The organism is Wolbachia endosymbiont (group A) of Bombylius major (assembly GCF_947251895.1).
In the GTDB taxonomy this organism is placed as follows: Bacteria; Pseudomonadota; Alphaproteobacteria; order Rickettsiales; family Anaplasmataceae; genus Wolbachia; species Wolbachia pipientis.
This window is the reverse complement of the sequence record NZ_OX366395.1, coordinates 631,664-649,791: the sequence shown is the minus strand read 5'-3', so window position 1 is coordinate 649,791 and position 18,128 is coordinate 631,664. Positions and strand designations below refer to the sequence as shown.

Sequence of the window (18,128 nt, the reverse complement as noted above, 5' to 3'; positions counted from 1 at the left end):
CCCATAATTATCATTTATAGTATAACCATCATATCATATATTTCTTTAATGTACAAAAATTAAGAAAGAGTATTTCCAATTAAATAATTATTCTCTACGCCTGTAACATTAACTTTCACAATACTTTTAGCTTGCGCTCTTGATTCAAGCTTTATTAATGCAAAATTTTCTGCTCTACCGACATTATTTTGCTCAACCAGAACACTTTGCTTAGTGTTGATCAAGGATTGACAAAAACTGCTCATAATTTCTTTATTTACTTCTCTTAAATTTTTTACTCGTTCTTTACGCACATTCTCTGGTACTTGTGGCATTCGTGCAGCAGGTGTATTTTTCCGCTCTGAATATGGAAAAGCATGTAGGTAAACTATATTTGTTTTTTTCAGTAAATCAACTGTATCCTGAAACATTTCATCAGTTTCTGTTGGAAATCCAGCAATAATATCAGCGCCAAATGCTATATTAGGCCTCAAGCTCTTCATTTTATGACAAAATTCTATCACTTGTTCTCTGTTGTGACGACGCTTCATTCTCTTTAGTATTAAATTATTACCAGATTGTAGACTCAAATGTAAATGAGGCATAAGTCTTGACTCATTAGCTATTAAATCCATTAATTCGTCGTCAACTTCAGCAACATCGATAGAGGAAAGTCTTAGCCTCTTCAACTCTGGTATATCCTTTAAAACTCTCCTAATCATTGAACCAAGTGATGGCTTACCCAACAAATCTGTACCAAAGTCAGTAATATCAACCCCTGTAAACACTACTTCTTGATATCCATTTTCTACAAAGATCCTGATTTGCTCTATAATACTGTTTATTGGCACAGATCGATTATTCCCTCTTGCCTCAGTAATTGAACAAAATGTGCAGCTATGATTACAACCATTTTGAATTTCAATAAATGCCCTTGACTTATCTTCAAATCCATTAATTAGAACAGGTTCTACTTGGTTATCACTGACCAAGATTTTATCGTCATTTAGTAAGTAATTTTCAGCTTTTAGTTTATCTTGATTACCGAGCACTTTACTTACACCAGGAATGCTACTGTAAACTTCTGGATCCAACTGAACAGCACAACCAACTACGATAATTTCTTTATTTGGATCATTTTTGTAAATCTTACGTATCTTTTGCTTTACCTGACGTTCTGCTTCGTTTGTCACTGCACAGCTATGCACCACAACAACATTTTCTCTCTTTGCTTTTTTTAATGCTTCTTTGATTAACTCACTCTCGTAAAAATTGAGACGACAACCAAATGTTATCACTTCATTCATGTTAGTATTTTTTGCTTTAATAGACCTAAATTATATCAAATATCCAAGCAAAGTCTCTTGCATGACTATTTTTTTGTAAATAAATGCTATGCAAGCAGCAGACACTGGGATCTCAACGATTTTCACTCAGACACAGTATCACTCCTTTGCTTATTATAGTCTTTTGACCTTTTTAAGATACAATCCGGATTGGATACTGAGTTGGTGAGTATAAAAGTATAGCTTCTACGTCATACCGCTGCGGTATCTCTTAGCCGCTAACAAGTAGCGGGATGACGATTGTCGGTGAATCTAAGTTACCTTAGCTACATTTCTAGCTGTAACTATAAATGTATGGATTTTTTATCGTGCCATGTTATAATTAACGTCTTGCTAAAAATTAAATATTGATGAATGAACTAAGAAAGTTAAGTATTACACAAATGCATGACGGGCTCAAAAAAAAGAGTTTTTCTGCCGTTGAACTCGTAGAGGCGCACATCAGTGCGGTTGAAAATGAGAAATTAAATGCATTTATAACAAAAACCCCAGAGATAGCAATGAAAGCTGCTAAAGCTGCAGATGAACATTTCTCTAGGCAAAAGGATGATTTAATCTCGCCGCTCATGGGTGTACCAGTTGGCATCAAAGATCTATTCTGTACAAAAGGAATAAAAACAACAGCATGCTCAAAAATGCTGGAAAATTTCGTTCCGACTTACGAATCTACGGTGTCTGACTTGCTTTTAAAAAGTGGAGCAGCCATGCTCGGTAAGCTTAATATGGATGAATTTGCTATGGGTTCTGCGAACACAAATAGCTATTTTGGCCCTGTTGAAAATGTGTGGATTAGAAAAAGTGATGGGGAAAAAGTTGTTCCTGGTGGATCATCTGGTGGATCTGCAGCATCGGTTGCTGGATTTTTATGCGCTGGAGCGTTAGGGAGCGACACCGGTGGATCTGTACGCCAACCAGCAGCTTATTGTGGAGTGGTTGGAATAAAGCCAACTTATGGAAGATGCTCGCGTTTTGGTATGATTGCATTTGCGAGTTCTCTGGATCAAGCAGGAGTCATTACTCGTTCTGTCTCTGATTCAGCATTAATGCTGGAAGCAATTTGTGGCTATGATACAAAAGATTCAATATCGAGCGAAAAGCCAGTGCCTAAATTTTCTAGCTTTATAAATGGTGATGTCAAGGGTAAGTGTATTGGTATACCAAAAGAATATAGGATGGATGGAATTTCAGAGGAAATAGTTCATAATTGGGAAAGAGTTGCTTCCTATTTAAAAGAAAATGGCGCTGAAGTTGTTGACATTACTCTGCCACATACTAAATATGCAATACCAGTCTATTATTTAATCTGTTCTGCTGAAACTTCATCCAATCTTGCTCGTTACGATGGTGTGCGTTATGGATTAAGGGTTGATGCTGATACCCTTGAAGAAATGTATTCACTAACAAGAGCAGAAGGTTTTGGTAAAGAGGTGAAAAGAAGAATTTTAATTGGCGCTTATGCGCTTTCTTCAGGTCATTATAATGAATATTACGAAAAAGCGCAGTGCATTAGGGCATTAATCAGAAATGATTTTATAAAAGCGTTTGAAAAAATAGATTACATACTTGTGCCATCTGCTCCAACAGAAGCTTTTGGCTTAAATGAAAAGCCAGATCCGCTAATTATGTGCATCAATGATGTGTTTACTGTACCGGCAAGTCTGGCAGGACTGCCTGCTATTTCTGTTCCTGTTGGGCTCTCCAATGAGGGTTTACCACTTGCCTTGCAAGTGATTGGAAATTATTATGACGAAGCTGGAATATTAAATGTGGCAAGCGTGATAGAGCAAAATTGCGGCAGAATAATTAGACCTCTTGCATAATCTATTTTTTGATAGTAATTTTTGCATTAAAATTTGCTTACGCTCCTCAACGTACTCTATGGTTCCATTTTTAGATGAATAGCAAAAACAGGGTATATTAATCTATTTACAAAATTTTCGTGTAACAGTTCACACTTAATTAAACAGACTGAATTCTGTAATTTTGGGATGTTGAAAAATTTACCTCACGTTGTCATTCCAGCGCATAACGCTGAAATCCAGATTTATAGAAACGAAAAAACTTGCTTGACACATTCCGCCAGCCCCCTTATTATGATAAGGGGGCTGGCGGAATGTGTCAAGTAACTTCTAGCCCCGTCTCTTGGCTATGGTATTGCTAATCAAACAATGACTATGCAAAAAACCTAATAACATGTATAATCTATAAATAATTTCTGAGGTAGATTGTGAAACTAGGTGTTAATATCGATCACGTTGCAACCCTCCGCAACGCACGCGGAACTTCTTATCCAGATCCATTGAAAGCAGCAGAAATAGCCATTGACGCTGGAGCAGACTTTATTACTGTACACTTACGAGAAGATAGAAGGCATATTAGAGATGAAGACGTATTTAACCTAAAAAAAAGCATTAGCACTGAGCTAAATCTTGAAATTGCAGCCACGGAAGAAATGCTTGAAATAGCAAAAAAGGTAAAACCCTATTCGATTAGTATAGTACCAGAAAAAAGAGAAGAATTAACAACCGAAGGTGGCCTGGATATCGTGAATATGCACAGTAAACTTTCTAGTATAATAGAGGAAATGCATAGCTCTAGCATAAAAGTCTCACTGTTTATCGATCCAAATATTGATCAACTAAAATATCTTGAAAAGCTAGGGACAAAACCTGACATAATAGAAATTCACACAGGGGATTACTGTGATAATCCATCAGAAAAAAAGTTACAGTTAATTACTAATGCTGCAGAGTACGTCAATAAATTAGGAATAGAATGCCACGCAGGACATGGCATAACTTATAAACACGCTAAGAAGATGACAAGAATACCTCACATCTCAGCTCTTAACATAGGCCACTATTTAATTAGCGAAGCTGTATTTTACGGCTTACACAGCGTAGTAAAAACAATGAAAATGACAATGTCTAACTAACTGCTGCTTTTTCCTTCTCATTTAAAATACTTAAAAGAGTTTGGCTTGCTTTAAATTTTACCCTTGTCTTTTTAGGAACAGTCATGATCTCACCACTTTGGGGGTTACGACATTGTTTTTCCTGACTGATAGCAGTAGAAAATGTTCCTATTCCATGCAAACGTATTTCACCTTTCCCATGCAGCTCATTCTTCATTATTTTAATAAACGCATCATGAATCTTGCTCAAATCAGATTTTGTTATATCTATATTCTGACTAGAACAATCTTCCTTTAATTGTTTTATTATATCTTCTTTACTCATAAATTACCTTAATATTGAAAAAATCACATAAATAGCATATTATGTTGACACCGATAGTCAACTAAATTCATCACAAAAATAGAGGATATCATACACTTTTGCAAATATTTGTATAATACTTACAAAAAAACACCCCTATAAAATAACTATCTCTTAGAAAATTGACACTTTTTCCGAGCTTTATGTTGACCATATTTCTTACGTTCAACAACACGTGAATCTCTAGTTAAGAACTCACCATTACGTAGTATAGAATGCAAATCTTGGCTTACACTACTTAAAGCTCTGCTTATTCCATGAGCTAGAGCACCTGCTTGACCAGATAGCCCTCCACCTTTTACAGTTGCAAATACATCGTATTTATCCAATGTGGAAGTTGCAACAAATGGCATTTTTACTATTTGGCACACTGACTCTCTTTTAAAATAAGAAATTAGATCGCCTTTTTTGTTAACACTAAATTTTCCACTCCCCGGCTTTATCCATACTCTTGCTACAGATTCTTTTCTTCGGCCTGTAGCATATAAACGACCAAGCGAATCAACTGCTGATTTAATTGTCTTTTCTGACCAATCATTGTTATTTATTGTAGAACTCTTCATTTTTACTCCATTACTTTTTATTTTTACGATTCAAAGAGGCAAAATCTATCTTTTCAGGTTGCTGTCCTTGATGCTTATGCTCTGAACCAGAATAAACATACAAATTTTCAAAGCGTCTACGTGCCATAGGCCCATCATCAAGCATCCTTTTCACTGCCATTTCTATTACACGCTCAGGAAATTTGCCATTTAAAATATTATCTGGAGTAGTTTTCTTCAAACCACCAGAATAACCTGTATGCTTATAGTAAATTTTATCTTTAAGCTTCTTTCCGGTGAAATGCACCTTTTCTGCGTTGATAATAATTACATTATCGCCACAATCCATATGAGGTGTATACTCAGGTTTATGCTTTCCACGTAATAGTGTCGCTACAAATGCTGCAAGCCTCCCTACCACTAATCCTTCTGCATCTATGACAAACCACTTTTTATTGATTTGTTTCTCCTTTAAGAAAAAAGTCTTCATTATTTGATCCAACAATAGTAAGCTATGATATACTTAATTTCTCAATAGTGTCAACAATATTAGTTATTGATTATTAAAGTAATTTATGTTAGTAATTGAGCTGCGCAACCAATATGCATAGGAATTAGAATGTTTCGATTGATTATTACACTTGCGATCATCTTTGGTACTATAAGTTGCTATGCAACCGATGTTGGAGAAGTTATAAGCAAAGCCATCAAAAATAGCTCAAAAATAAAGTCTCAATTTTACCAATATAAAAGCGCAGAAAAATACTATAAATCCTCTGGGTTAGCTGGATTTTTACCTGACATTAGTTTGCAGTACAATTTTGATAGTAATTTTAATCTTGATACATCTGAAAAAAAACTTACATTGCGCCAGAAATTAATCGATGGCGGCGGCACCTTTGCCACATTCAGTCGATCAAGTCATCTTCTCAAAGCAGAAAAAATGCGGTTTCAGCAATCAAAACAAGAGCTTGCACTTAATGCTGTGAAAGCATATGTTAGTGTTTTACAAAAGACAGAAATATTAAAGCTCAGAGAACATAAAGAACGCGTTTCTTTGGAACATTTGTCAGCTATGAAAAAACGCTTTTCCCTTGGAGAGGTAACCAATGCTGAAGTTTTGTTAGCAAAAGCAAAATTCTCGTCTTCTATATCCGAAAGAGTTGATGCTGAAGGTAAATTAAAGTTGGCAAATATTGCTTATTATCATTTGATTGGCGAAGATGCTGATGACCTTTCTGAAGCTAATGATAAACTACCTTCTGTTCCAGAGCTAAATGAATGTTTACAATTAGCAAAAACCAATAATTTATCTCTAAAAGCAGCAGTTTATCAAAAAAGAGCAGCCGGAATGGAAGTGATCGCTGAAAGCTCCAAGTGGCTTCCTTCTTTAAATCTAAGCGCAAGCAAAAATTTTGGGGAGGATGGTATGAAAGTAGACAAACTATTAGAAAATGTTCATGTAGTTTTTACTCTTGATGTTCCAATCTTTAAAAGAGGAGTTAATGCTTTTGGTGTCAGTAAAGCTAAAATGGATGCAAAAAAATCTACCTACGATTATTATGAAACGGTAAAAAAGATAGAACAAGACGTTGTAAATGCTTGGAATAATGTGCTGACAGCAAAGGCCATTATCAAAGCAATTCAAGAAGCGGAAAAAGCAGCATCTCTAGCATTGGAAGGAGTTGAGCAAGAAGTAAACTTAAATTTAAAGAGTACATCTGACCTTTTGGACACTGAAGATGCATTATTTAAAGCACGTTCAGACTTAGTTGAAGCAAAAAGCAATTATGTGATTAGTGTTTACAACTTGCTTTTTATGATAAATAGTATAAACCTCTAAATTTAATGGTATTAGCACTATGTATGATGAACAAGGTAATCAATCTGTAAAAGATATCCTAGAAGATATAAAAAAAGCTATATCGGGTAAAAACGCAAGTAACGATAAAGCAGAAATAAAGGATGAAAATGATGATGTGCTATACCTTGAGGAAGAGTATCCAGAAGAAATAGAAGAAGATGGCAAAAAAGAAAATAATGAAAAAGAGGACATTGATAATGATGACCAAAGTGAGGAAATGGCTTGCAACAATAACCAATTTAATGGCCATAGCTACAATTCAGAAGAAAAAAAAGATATTTATTTGTACGATAATATCCAAATGAGTAATAACAAAGCGAGTAATAGCGGCTTACAAGCGCAAAATAACGATCATCTAATTTTAAAAGAGAATATGGAAGAGATCAAAGCGTTGCTTGGAAAAATGCAAAACGAATTGCAGCATAAACAACAAAAAAAAGCGAACCTTACTGTTGAAGAATTAGTTACATCTCTTTTAAAACCTCAGCTCTCAGAATGGTTGAATAAATATCTACATGCACTGGTAAAAGAAGTAGTTGAAAAAGAGCTTAAAGATATAATCAATAATAAGTAGGGTATTAGCAATAAAAACTAGAGTAAAGACGGCTAGAGGCAGAAAACTATCTTCAACAAGGTGGCTACATCGTCATTTGAATGATCAGTATGTGCAAAAAACTAGCAAGGATGGTTATAGGTCACGCTCAGCATATAAGCTGGTAGAAATGGATAACAAATTTAAATTATTCCAAGAAGGGCAAAAAATTATTGATCTTGGTGCTTCTCCTGGTGGATGGTCACAAGTTGCATCTCAGAAAGGTGCAAATGTAGTTGCTCTTGACATGAAACCAATGAACGCAATTAATGGAGTAGAGTTTATACAATGTGATATTATCAATGAGTTTGAAATTTTAAGAGAAAAATTCAAGGATCAAAAATTTGATGTAATTTTATCTGACATGGCGCCCGAATCTTGTGGTTTAAAATCGTTGGATCATATCAGAATTATGCTTTTATGTGAAGCAGCGCTCAATTTTGCAAAGCATTTCTTGAGCCATGGTGGCATGTTTGTAGTAAAAATTTTCCAAGGAGAATCTGATAAAGATTTTTGTAACGAGCTAAAAAAAATGTTTAAAACAGTAAAATACTTTAAACCAAAGTCAAGTAGATCTGAATCTACAGAAATGTATTTGGTAAGTTTAGGCTTTATTGGCAGCAGACTTTCTATATAATATTAATCCAGGTAGCCCACAGAAACGAAAAAACTTCCTTGACAAACTCCGCCAGCCCCCTTATCATGAAACTGAAGCTATTGTATTTGCTTTCGCCAATCTGCAGATTAAAAGGTAAGGATTACTTAATGTATCGGCGTCTTATGTTCAATTTTTTGCAGTATATAGATACTGTATGTCTTTACAAAACTTCATCTACATCTAGATTTTTATCTAAATAAGCTGAACGCGCTTATAAAGCGTTACAAGACATCAAAAAATGCCAATACTCGACAGAGATAGTAAAAGACTAACTAACTCGGGGATTCTTTGTCTTTTTTTCTGCTTAGTAAATTTCTTAAACATTTGCAGCGTAGGTTAGTTGCAATTAAAAGCAGCTAAATCTTGCTTGTCAAGCGTTTAAAACATAAAAAACGCCAATATTTTAAAGCAGATAATAACCCTAGGGCTTCTTTTGCCTTTTTTTTCATTTGGTAAATTTCCTAAATATTTATAGCTAAACGACAATCGTCATCCCAGCGGGATCTGGAGATACCGCGGCGGTATGACGGTTCGTGGCGGTATGAAGATAAGCTCGTCATCCCGCTGCTTGTTAGCGGGATCTCTTGTTAGCGCCACGGCGGTATGACGTAGGACTGCTGTCATTCTGCTACTTGTTAGCGGATGAGATACCGCGAATGAATCGCGGTATGACGGTTTGCGGTGGCATGATGTAGGACTGCTGTGACACCATTATAGAGTGAACCAGTGTTAGCTACTGGGATGACAGACAAGAAAATGTTTATGACTAATTTTTAGATCAAACATGGAATTTCGACAAATTTAACTTTTTTGTGAGACTGTTTAGCAATAATAAATAAATTAGGTGTAAAAGTTATGGAAATGAAAAGGGAAAAGTTTTTTGAAATAATACAAGAAGTAAGTGAAAGCAGAGACTTAAGCAGTGATAATGTATTAAAAAAAGTACAAGATAAATTAAAAGAAAAGAGTGATGAGAACGGAATAGATTCTCCATATACAATAGTATATAACATATTTAAATCTAACAATTTTTATAAAAATCACGAATTTAAGCTGCAAATGCCAGATGGCACTACAGCACGAGGTACATTATTACATTTTGCTGTACAATGCGGTGATGCATTAATGGTGAAGCTCCTACTGGAAAACAAAGTAAGTGTTACTATGAAAGATCACTCTGGACTGACTCCTTTGGACATTGCTACTTCGAATAGTGATCAAGAGATAGTGCATTTACTAGATGCTAAAGCAAATTCTAAATTAGAAAAAAATAAAGACAAAACTCCAAGAGATATCATAATAAAAACGAATAAAACTCCAGAAGGTTTAGTTGTGAACGGGAATAATGCAGCTGCTGCACCAGCAAATGTTATAAGTCCTTATTTGAAACAACATGATGCTACACGTGATGATAAACAGACTTCTGTTACGGGTGAAAGTAGTGACAGTACAGTAGATAAGCAATACTTACGTGTTAGTGTTAAGAATATGGTACAAAATTTTGAGTCGCCGCAAAAAATAAATGCCACATGTAGTAATGAACAGACCTCTATCTCTTTAAATGAAAGTAGTAGTAGTGACGACAGTGGAATATGTACTGAATCAGAAGATGGAGGAGATATTGATGCAAAAAATGAAGAATCAAAAAGTCATGTAACTGAATATCAGAGTAAATTGGAAGCATTGGAGAAACAAAACCAAAAAGAGAATCAATCACTAAAACAAAAAATACAAGATCTAGAAAGTAAAAACGCAACGCTTAAGGGTGAATTAGAAAAAACTAAAAAAAACGAAGTACCATTAGAAAAAGCGCAAAAGGAACTAACAGAATTGAGAAGTTATATCACTGGACACGAGACTAAATTGGAAGTACTGGAGAAACTCAACGAAGAGAATCAATCACTAAAACAAAAAATGCAAGAGCTAGGAAATGAAAACACAAAGCTTAAGGATAAATTAGACAAAACAGAAAGTCAGTATTCTAAAGCAGAAGCGTTGTTAGAAAAAACGCAAAAGAAACTAGAAGAATCAAAAAGTTGCATAGCTGGACATGAGACTAAGTTGAAAGAATTCAATGAAAAGAATGAATCACTAAAACAAAAAATAAAAAGTCTGGAGAATGAAAACACACCACTTAAGGGTGAACTAGGCAAAACAAAAACTAAAACAAATAAATTGTCACTAGAAAAAGTAAAAAAAAGACAATTCTCCCCAAAAGTTGCCTGTGCGAGCCTTGCAGCTATGTTAGCAGTAGGTGCTGCTCTTAGTATTGCTTCCGGATTGTCTGCTCTATTAATAGTTGCAGCTTCTGTGGTATCTGCACTGATAGCTGGTGGCATTACATACAAAATATCAAAACCCATCGCTGAACCAAAACCTACCACTGAATTGAAAGAAGTGAATATTCAAGGTTCAGCACAACGGTGTTTGTAAAACTTAGCACCTACATCTGTACGAACATTGCAGGTGGCAGATGCAAGTAGCTGCACTGGAATCCCAAAAAAAGGATGATGTTATCTGTATTAAACAGGACTTGATATGACACTTTAAAAAAGTAAGTTAAGAATAATAAAAATAAGGAGTGTTAGAAATGAGTACAATACAAACAAAAATACTAAAACCAAAACTAGGATTACTAGAGCTAGCAAAACAATTAGGAAATGTGTCTCAAGCGTGCAAAGTGATGGGATACTCAAGAGATACATTTTATCGATTCAAGGAGTTATATGAAAATGGGGGAGAAGAAGCATTACATGAAATAAGTAAGAAAAAACCGCTATTAGCAAACAGAGTTTCGGAAGATATAGAAAGAGCAATAATTGGCATAGCTACAGAATTTCCTGCATATGGACAAGAAAGAGCTGCAAATGAGCTGAGAAAAAGAGGTATAATAATTTCCCAAGGAGGAGTAAGATCTGTATGGCTAAGAAATGACCTTGAAACTTTGAAAAAGAGACTTAAAGCACTGGAGGCAAAAGTAGCTCAAGACGGAATCATTTTAACTGAAGAACAACTTGCAGCTTTAGAAAAAGTGAAAGAACAAAGGGAAGCTCATGGTGAAATTGAGACGCAACATCCAGGTTATTTGGGTTCTCAAGATACCTATTATGTGGGCAATATCAAAGGCATAGGGCGCATTTATCAGCAAACTTTTGTTGATACTTATTCCAGAGTTGCAATGGTTAAACTTTACACGGACAGAACAGCTATTACAGCTGCAGATCTTCTTAACGATAGAGTTATCCCATTTTTTGATGAGCAGAGAATTCCATTATTACGCATTCTAACTGATAGGGGTACGGAGTATTGTGGCAAGCCCGAAAATCACGCTTATCAGCTATATTTAGGAATCGAAAATATCGATCATTCTAGAACCAAAGCCAACTCTCCACAAACTAATGGCATATGTGAAAGATTCCATAGAACTATGCAAGATGAGTGTTACAATATTATCTTTAGAAAGAAAATCTACTATTCTTTGGAGGATCTACAGATCGATGTTGATCATTGGTTGCGTTCTTACAATGAGACAAGGCCTCACTCAGGCAAATACTGCTATGGCAAAACACCTATGCAAACGTTTTTTGACAGTAAACATATTGCTTTTCAGAAAAATATTAGTAGCATTAAACAACAGCCTGATATTAGTTTTGACTACGTCAATTCTTCTGTCAGTTAATTCTTCTCTGTCAGATTAAATCTTGTCTTTTACAGTTCATCTACATCTAAACTTTGACTTTCAGCTATAAATACATTTTCGTTTTCCTGTGGCATAATTTTACATTTAAAAAAATATACTATAATATTAACAGATTTCTTTAAAAAATCAACTAATTGTTGGATAAATAAACTTGAGCATTTGGCCAAAATGTTATATAGTAGTCACTTCAAGAAGTACAGTATGGACAATACCATTATAAGAAAATACGATATTAGAGGTATAATAGGCAAAGATTTGCAGATTAATGATGGGTACGAAATAGGCAGAAAGTTTGGCCAAACCGTAGCTAGTGTTTGTGTCGGCTACGACAGCAGAATAGATTCACCAGGTATAGAAAGAGAATTAATTAGGGGCTTAACTTTATCCGGTGCAAATGTTATACGCGTTGGACTATGCTCTTCACCTATGCTTTACGCTGCAACACAAATCACACAGGCGGATCTTGGTATCATAATAACTGCCTCTCATAACCCCAGCGAATATAATGGCTTTAAATTTTTTAGTAATAAAAAAGTCTTCTCAGATCAAGAAATGAAGGAAATTATAAGCAGTCCAATTAAAAACAGCACAAGAATTGGAAGCTTAATTAACATAAATATATATAGTGAGTACATTAGCATATTGAAAAGTGCAGTGAAGAATAATACTACACAGAAATTAAAAATAGCCTGGGATTGTGGAAATAGTCCAGCCAGTGGAATTATAAGGTATATTGAAAAGATCTTGCCTGGTCATACGCATATCGTAACCAATAACTCTATAGATGGGGCATTTCCACTGCATGATCCAGATCCCATAGAGGAAAAGAACCTCGCTCAATTAATTGACATTGTGAAGGAATATGAATGTGATCTTGGCATTGCGCTAGATGGCGATAGCGATAGGGTGCGCTTAATTGATAATAAAGGCAGTGTTGTTTCCAATGACCATTTATTTATAATTTTTGCACGTGAAGTGTTGGAGGAATATCCAGAAAGCAAAGTTATTGCTAACGTAAAAATGAGTATGAAAGTGCATGATTTTGTTAGCAAGTTAGGAGGGCAAGTTATTACCTGCGCTACTGGACATTCACTAGTTAAGAAGAAGATGGTAGAGGAAGAGGCAAAGTTTGCTGGTGAATTAAGCGGGCACTTCTTCTTTTCTGAGCTAGGTTTTGATGATGGGCTATATTCTGCTGTTAAAGCAGCTGACATTTTGCTTAAGAAAAACCAAAGCCTATCTCAGGTAATTGAGGATTTACCGAAGTTATATATCACTCATGAAGTGAAGATTGTAGTGAAAGATGAGAAAAAGTTTCAAATAATTGAATCAATAAAGAAAACACTGGAGCAGCAAAATATTGTATTTTCAGATCTTGATGGTGTTAAGGTAACCGATAATAAAGGTTGGTGGCTTCTTAGGGTATCAAATACGCAAAACTGCATTACAGCAAGATGCGAAGGAGAGACTTTAGAGGGTTTTGAACTTACTAAAAAGGTTTTGTTCCATTACATTGATGAAGCAAGGTCTTTAAATTGTAGCTGCTCATAGAAATAAATTTGATTTATAAAATTGGCATGAAAGTATAAAGATAAATAGGCTAAATGTACTTATCTGTATTAAACAGGACTTGTGTAAAAGACAAGATTTAATCTGACAGAGAAGAATTAACTGACAGAAGAATTGACGTAGTCAAAACTAATATCAGGCTGTTGTTTAATGCTACTAATATTTTTCTGAAAAGCAATATGTTTACTGTCAAAAAACGTTTGCATAGGTGTTTTGCCATAGCAGTATTTGCCTGAGTGAGGCCTTGTCTCATTGTAAGAACGCAACCAATGATCAACATCGATCTGTAGATCCTCCAAAGAATAGTAGATTTTCTTTCTAAAGATAATATTGTAACACTCATCTTGCATAGTTCTATGGAATCTTTCACATATGCCATTAGTTTGTGGAGAGTTGGCTTTGGTTCTAGAATGATCGATATTTTCGATTCCTAAATATAGCTGATAAGCGTGATTTTCGGGCTTGCCACAATACTCCGTACCCCTATCAGTTAGAATGCGTAATAATGGAATTCTCTGCTCATCAAAAAATGGGATAACTCTATCGTTAAGAAGATCTGCAGCTGTAATAGCTGTTCTGTCCGTGTAAAGTTTAACCATTGCAACTCTGGAATAAGTATCAACAAAAGTTTGCTGATAAATGCGCCCTATGCCTTTGATATTGCCCACATAATAGGTATCTTGAGAACCCAAATAACCTGGATGTTGCGTCTCAATTTCACCATGAGCTTCCCTTTGTTCTTTCACTTTTTCTAAAGCTGCAAGTTGTTCTTCAGTTAAAATGATTCCGTCTTGAGCTACTTTTGCCTCCAGTGCTTTAAGTCTCTTTTTCAAAGTTTCAAGGTCATTTCTTAGCCATACAGATCTTACTCCTCCTTGGGAAATTATTATACCTCTTTTTCTCAGCTCATTTGCAGCTCTTTCTTGTCCATATGCAGGAAATTCTGTAGCTATGCCAATTATTGCTCTTTCTATATCTTCCGAAACTCTGTTTGCTAATAGCGGTTTTTTCTTACTTATTTCATGTAATGCTTCTTCTCCCCCATTTTCATATAACTCCTTGAATCGATAAAATGTATCTCTTGAGTATCCCATCACTTTGCACGCTTGAGACACATTTCCTAATTGTTTTGCTAGCTCTAGTAATCCTAGTTTTGGTTTTAGTATTTTTGTTTGTATTGTACTCATTTCTAACACTCCTTATTTTTATTATTCTTAACTTACTTTTTTAAAGTGTCATATCAAGTCCTGTTTAATACAAATTATGTAAATCACAAGAGCAGATTGAAGTACATCACGTACGTAAACTTGCTGATTTGCTAGGTAAACGTAATACTGAACTACCGGAATGGAAAAAGAGAATGATTGAACGACAGAGGAAAACTCTTGTTGTTTGTCATGAATGCCATAAGAAAATCCAATATGGAAAATATGATGGTGACTCCTTAAAACGTTAGATTATTGGAGAGCCACGTGATACGGAAACGATCATGCGTGGTTCGGAGAGGGGTTGTTGGAAAAGTACTTAACAAGTAACTCGCTGGCTGCCCACTCTACTTCATGCACAGTTCTGCGAGAGGCTGGCGGGGAAGGTCCGCCGGTCTACTCTCCCTATATCAATAGCATTGCTTTAAAAAGAGTGCCCATATTTTCAGTCAACCTTAAGAATTCACTAAAGATCCTATTCTTTTGTTCATCACTTGCGCTTTTCATTAAAGCCAGGGTTCTTTCTTTTATGCCAAAAAGATATAAAAATTCTCTTTGAGTTAAAATCTCGCAATCTACGTGTTTTAATGAATCTTTTAATGCTTGAAAGTTTACAAGTGCGGTAATATCACTATTACCAACATTCTCAAGAAAATTAGCATACTTATGTTGTTTTATCGATTGCAAAGTGCTCTTATATGCGGGGTATACATAACCGTAATCTACAATCAAAGCAGCTCCTTTATTATTATATATCTTCTTCTCAAGTTTTTTTAATATTTCAACCCCAGCTGAACATATTTCCACCACTGCACCATTAAAAAATTTTCCATTTGTCATCTGAGTAGCTGACACTGGAATCCATGATTCTTTTTTTCTGGATTCCAGTGTCACGCACTGGCATGACACCAAGAGACTGCCATCATCTTGTTTTGTCACCATATTTTCATACCACCCCTCATCATGATATACAAACTGATCTATCGGAAGAGCGTCAAAGAACTCATTTGCTAAAAAAATGGTTGGTTGTTCTGGTAGGTTGTCAATATTTTTGTGCCAATTAACATCTAAGCTTTTTAATTTTTCCTTTTGTATCTTCCGTAAAGTAGGGCTTATTTCAACTAAGTGGATCAACATTGAATTAAAAAAGCTGCTGTATTTTTTAGTGACTCTTATTATATCGTGAATGAGTGTTCCTTTGCCTGGCCCAAGTTCAACTAGAGAAAATTTTGATGGCTTTCCTAATTTTTCCCATGTATGCATTATCCAAACTGCAATTACTTCACCAAATAATTGGCTGATCTCAGGTGCGGTAGTAAAATCACCATCCTTACCAAGCGGTAATTTACTTGTATAATAGCCGTATTTTTCATGATACAAAACGGCATTCATGAAATCACTGATGGATATTGATCCTTGACTTTTGTCAATTAATTCGTGTATATAAGTGAGCATGTTATTAATAAATGTTTAACTATAGCGTGCCATAATATAAAATAGTAGAGTATTTATATATATAGTATAAACTTAAGTTTGTGAGTAATAGTGCTTCAGTTATGGACGACAAAAACACCGATTATGTTGCCCTTATACCTCAAGATGATAGTATTGAATACAAATTTGAAGAAGCTGTCAATTTTATAGAAAACAAGGTTATAAATGCTGATGGGCTAACTTTAGCGGAAGTGTTTCAAGTGCTAGTTCAAATGCTAGATGGTGATCTAGGATTGGTAAAAAAAGCACTAGCATATGCTAATATTATGGCAAAGCATGGAATGAAGGTAGCAAAAGAGTCGCAATTAAGCAGAGCTGATGTTCGCCGAGCTTTGGAAGGTAGAGAAAGTGTTGTCAATAGACAAGATTTTATAAAGAAACCACCTCTTCCACCTGCTATAAAATCGACCAAAAAGAAAAGTAGAGGTCTTTAAATGGCCGAATCTATAAAAAAATTTACTGTACAATGTGACTTCAAAGGACAAAGTTCACCTTTTGCAATATACATAGGAAATCCAAAAAGTGATGCTCATCCAATTCATCATCAAGATTCCTGGCTTGTAAAAGAACGTGGAGGGAATATTCCTAATAAAGTAAAAGAAAGTCTACAAAAATTATATAAACTATCTCAAGAAAATGGAGTCTCTTTCTCAGAGTTATGCGCGTATGCCATTACTGTGGTTAGTAATAATGATAAAAAAAGCGATAGCAAAAAATAGCAAACTGCTCTCTTATCATCCAATATCTTCTTCCTGTCTTTCCTATACCTTCTCTCTTGTCATCCCAGTGCTTGACACTGGGATCCAGCTAGGTTGGTGAATATAAAAGTAGCTAATCTCATTTATATTAAAACACTACGTTTTTGATGGGGTTGCGTGAAAAACTGGATTCCAGTGTCAAGCACTGGAATGACACCACCTGCCACACAAATTGCCTACAAATTACAATGTTCGTACAGTAAGTACTGAAATGACATCATTTACTATGTAATATTGTGTCATATTACAGATATATAGTTTAATCCCTCAATATTTCATTTATAGAGACTTTCGATCTCGTCTTTTCATCCACTTTTTTTACTATGACTGCACAATAGGTTGAAATGTTATTTTTCGATGGAATAGACCCTGGTATCACTACAGAATAAGGCGGCACTTCGCCATAAAATACCTTGCTAGTTTCTCTATCAATAATTTTTGTTGATGCCCCAATAAACACACCCATGCCAAGGACTGATCCTTCTCTAACTACCACACCCTCGGCTACCTCGCTACGTGCTCCAATAAAGCAATTATCTTCTATAATGACAGGTGAAGCTTGAATAGGCTCAAGGACTCCACCTATTCCCACTCCACCGGAAATATGGCAGTTTTTTCCTATTTGCGCACAGCTACCAATCGTTGACCAGGTATCTATCATTGTTCCTGAATCAACATATGCACCAACGTTGATAAAACTTGGCATTAGAACAACATTTGTACCTATATAAGCAGATCGGCGGACAAAACACCCAGGAATTGCTCTAATTTTTAACTGGCGAAATTTCTCCTCATTCCATTCACTAAATTTGTTACCGATCTTGTCAAACCAGCAATTGGTCTTGTCTATTATTTTGTTTTCTTCAGTGAGAAAATGTAATAATATTGCCTGCTTTATCCACTTATGTACTACCCATTCTCCACTTGATAGCTTTTCTGCTACTCTAATTTTGCCACTATCAAGGAGCTCAATTACCTCTTTAATTGCTATTCTTGCTGTTTCCTTTAGGTTACAGTCATTAAATTTTTCTCTATTTTTCCAAATATTTTCTATCTCACTTTGTGTTTTTTTTAGTTGCAAACCTTCCATTTGTTATATATATTAGTATTAAATTTATAGCTCTGTATCATTTGAGCTTGTTA

General features: G+C 35.2%; 18 protein-coding genes and 1 pseudogene. 12 read left to right on the top strand and 7 right to left on the bottom strand.

The window, feature by feature from the left end:
* Positions 1-59: 59 nt before the first annotated feature.
* A complete protein-coding gene (mtaB, locus tag OPR49_RS03095; RefSeq protein ID WP_077188084.1) occupies positions 60-1,286 on the bottom strand; it encodes a tRNA (N(6)-L-threonylcarbamoyladenosine(37)-C(2))-methylthiotransferase MtaB in 1,227 nt (408 codons plus the stop codon).
* A 389-nt stretch (positions 1,287-1,675) separates the two neighbouring features.
* On the opposite strand from mtaB, the gene gatA reads away from it, so the two are divergent.
* Both gatA and OPR49_RS03085 read left to right on the top strand, forming a co-directional pair.
* Complete coding sequence (gene gatA / locus OPR49_RS03090; protein WP_044471200.1) at positions 1,676-3,145, top strand: Asp-tRNA(Asn)/Glu-tRNA(Gln) amidotransferase subunit GatA; 1,470 nt, start codon at positions 1,676-1,678, stop codon at positions 3,143-3,145.
* 407 nt (positions 3,146-3,552) lie between these two features.
* A complete protein-coding gene (locus tag OPR49_RS03085) occupies positions 3,553-4,260 on the top strand; it encodes a pyridoxine 5'-phosphate synthase (protein ID WP_006279877.1) in 708 nt (235 codons plus the stop codon).
* Here the strand turns inward: OPR49_RS03085 and OPR49_RS03080 are convergent.
* The 3 genes from OPR49_RS03080 to rplM all read right to left on the bottom strand — a co-directional run bounded on the left by OPR49_RS03080 (position 4,253) and on the right by rplM (position 5,635).
* On the bottom strand, positions 4,253-4,564 hold the full coding sequence (locus OPR49_RS03080; RefSeq protein WP_265021502.1) for an HU family DNA-binding protein: 312 nt from the start codon (positions 4,562-4,564) through the stop codon (positions 4,253-4,255). The two genes, OPR49_RS03085 and OPR49_RS03080, sit on opposite strands and share 8 nt — an antisense overlap.
* 146 nt (positions 4,565-4,710) lie before the next feature.
* Positions 4,711-5,166 (bottom strand): 30S ribosomal protein S9, encoded by a 456-nt coding sequence (rpsI, locus tag OPR49_RS03075; RefSeq protein WP_006279875.1) that lies wholly within the window; start codon positions 5,164-5,166, stop codon positions 4,711-4,713.
* Positions 5,167-5,176: 10 nt separating this feature from the next.
* A complete protein-coding gene (gene rplM / locus OPR49_RS03070; protein ID WP_010082596.1) occupies positions 5,177-5,635 on the bottom strand; it encodes a 50S ribosomal protein L13 in 459 nt (152 codons plus the stop codon).
* Between the two features lie 129 nt (positions 5,636-5,764).
* Here rplM and OPR49_RS03065 point away from each other — a divergent pair, with 129 nt between their 5' ends.
* The 6 genes from OPR49_RS03065 to OPR49_RS03040 all read left to right on the top strand — a co-directional run bounded on the left by OPR49_RS03065 (position 5,765) and on the right by OPR49_RS03040 (position 13,510).
* Entirely contained in the window at positions 5,765-6,988 is a 1,224-nt protein-coding gene (locus OPR49_RS03065; RefSeq protein WP_265027412.1) for a TolC family protein, read from the top strand.
* Positions 6,989-7,007: 19 nt separating this feature from the next.
* On the top strand, positions 7,008-7,583 hold the full coding sequence (locus tag OPR49_RS03060) for a PopZ family protein (protein ID WP_265021505.1): 576 nt from the start codon (positions 7,008-7,010) through the stop codon (positions 7,581-7,583).
* A gap of 76 nt (positions 7,584-7,659) precedes the next feature.
* Positions 7,660-8,238 (top strand): RlmE family RNA methyltransferase, encoded by a 579-nt coding sequence (locus OPR49_RS03055; RefSeq protein WP_265021506.1) that lies wholly within the window; start codon positions 7,660-7,662, stop codon positions 8,236-8,238.
* A gap of 876 nt (positions 8,239-9,114) precedes the next feature.
* Complete coding sequence (locus OPR49_RS03050) at positions 9,115-10,692, top strand: ankyrin repeat domain-containing protein (RefSeq protein WP_265027411.1); 1,578 nt, start codon at positions 9,115-9,117, stop codon at positions 10,690-10,692.
* 157 nt (positions 10,693-10,849) lie between these two features.
* Positions 10,850-11,938 carry an IS481 family transposase gene (locus OPR49_RS03045; RefSeq protein WP_265027486.1) on the top strand — a complete coding sequence of 363 codons (1,089 nt, stop codon included), beginning with the start codon at positions 10,850-10,852 and terminating at the stop codon, positions 11,936-11,938.
* Between the two features lie 222 nt (positions 11,939-12,160).
* On the top strand, positions 12,161-13,510 hold the full coding sequence (locus OPR49_RS03040; protein ID WP_265027410.1) for a phosphomannomutase/phosphoglucomutase: 1,350 nt from the start codon (positions 12,161-12,163) through the stop codon (positions 13,508-13,510).
* Between the two features lie 116 nt (positions 13,511-13,626).
* Here OPR49_RS03040 and OPR49_RS03035 read toward each other — a convergent pair whose 3' ends face one another.
* Complete coding sequence (locus OPR49_RS03035; RefSeq protein ID WP_265027486.1) at positions 13,627-14,715, bottom strand: IS481 family transposase; 1,089 nt, start codon at positions 14,713-14,715, stop codon at positions 13,627-13,629.
* Positions 14,716-14,843: 128 nt separating this feature from the next.
* On the opposite strand from OPR49_RS03035, the gene OPR49_RS07555 reads away from it, so the two are divergent.
* Positions 14,844-14,984, top strand: coding sequence for an HNH endonuclease (locus tag OPR49_RS07555; RefSeq protein ID WP_406833426.1), 141 nt, complete (start codon positions 14,844-14,846; stop codon positions 14,982-14,984).
* A gap of 154 nt (positions 14,985-15,138) precedes the next feature.
* On the opposite strand, the gene OPR49_RS03030 is transcribed toward OPR49_RS07555, so the two are convergent.
* Positions 15,139-16,188, bottom strand: coding sequence for a class I SAM-dependent methyltransferase (locus OPR49_RS03030; RefSeq protein ID WP_265027409.1), 1,050 nt, complete (start codon positions 16,186-16,188; stop codon positions 15,139-15,141).
* Between the two features lie 101 nt (positions 16,189-16,289).
* Here OPR49_RS03030 and OPR49_RS03025 point away from each other — a divergent pair, with 101 nt between their 5' ends.
* The 3 genes and pseudogenes from OPR49_RS03025 to OPR49_RS07760 all read left to right on the top strand — a co-directional run.
* On the top strand, positions 16,290-16,661 hold the full coding sequence (locus OPR49_RS03025; protein ID WP_406833431.1) for a hypothetical protein: 372 nt from the start codon (positions 16,290-16,292) through the stop codon (positions 16,659-16,661).
* Positions 16,662-16,946 carry a DUF2610 domain-containing protein gene (locus tag OPR49_RS03020; protein ID WP_064125056.1) on the top strand — a complete coding sequence of 95 codons (285 nt, stop codon included), beginning with the start codon at positions 16,662-16,664 and terminating at the stop codon, positions 16,944-16,946.
* Positions 16,947-17,093: 147 nt separating this feature from the next.
* Positions 17,094-17,189, top strand: a pseudogene (locus OPR49_RS07760) (WPE palindromic element domain-containing protein); the annotation flags it as partial.
* A 55-nt stretch (positions 17,190-17,244) separates the two neighbouring features.
* On the opposite strand, the gene dapD reads toward OPR49_RS07760, so the two are convergent.
* Complete coding sequence (gene dapD / locus OPR49_RS03015) at positions 17,245-18,075, bottom strand: 2,3,4,5-tetrahydropyridine-2,6-dicarboxylate N-succinyltransferase (protein ID WP_265027407.1); 831 nt, start codon at positions 18,073-18,075, stop codon at positions 17,245-17,247.
* Positions 18,076-18,128 lie beyond the last annotated feature (53 nt).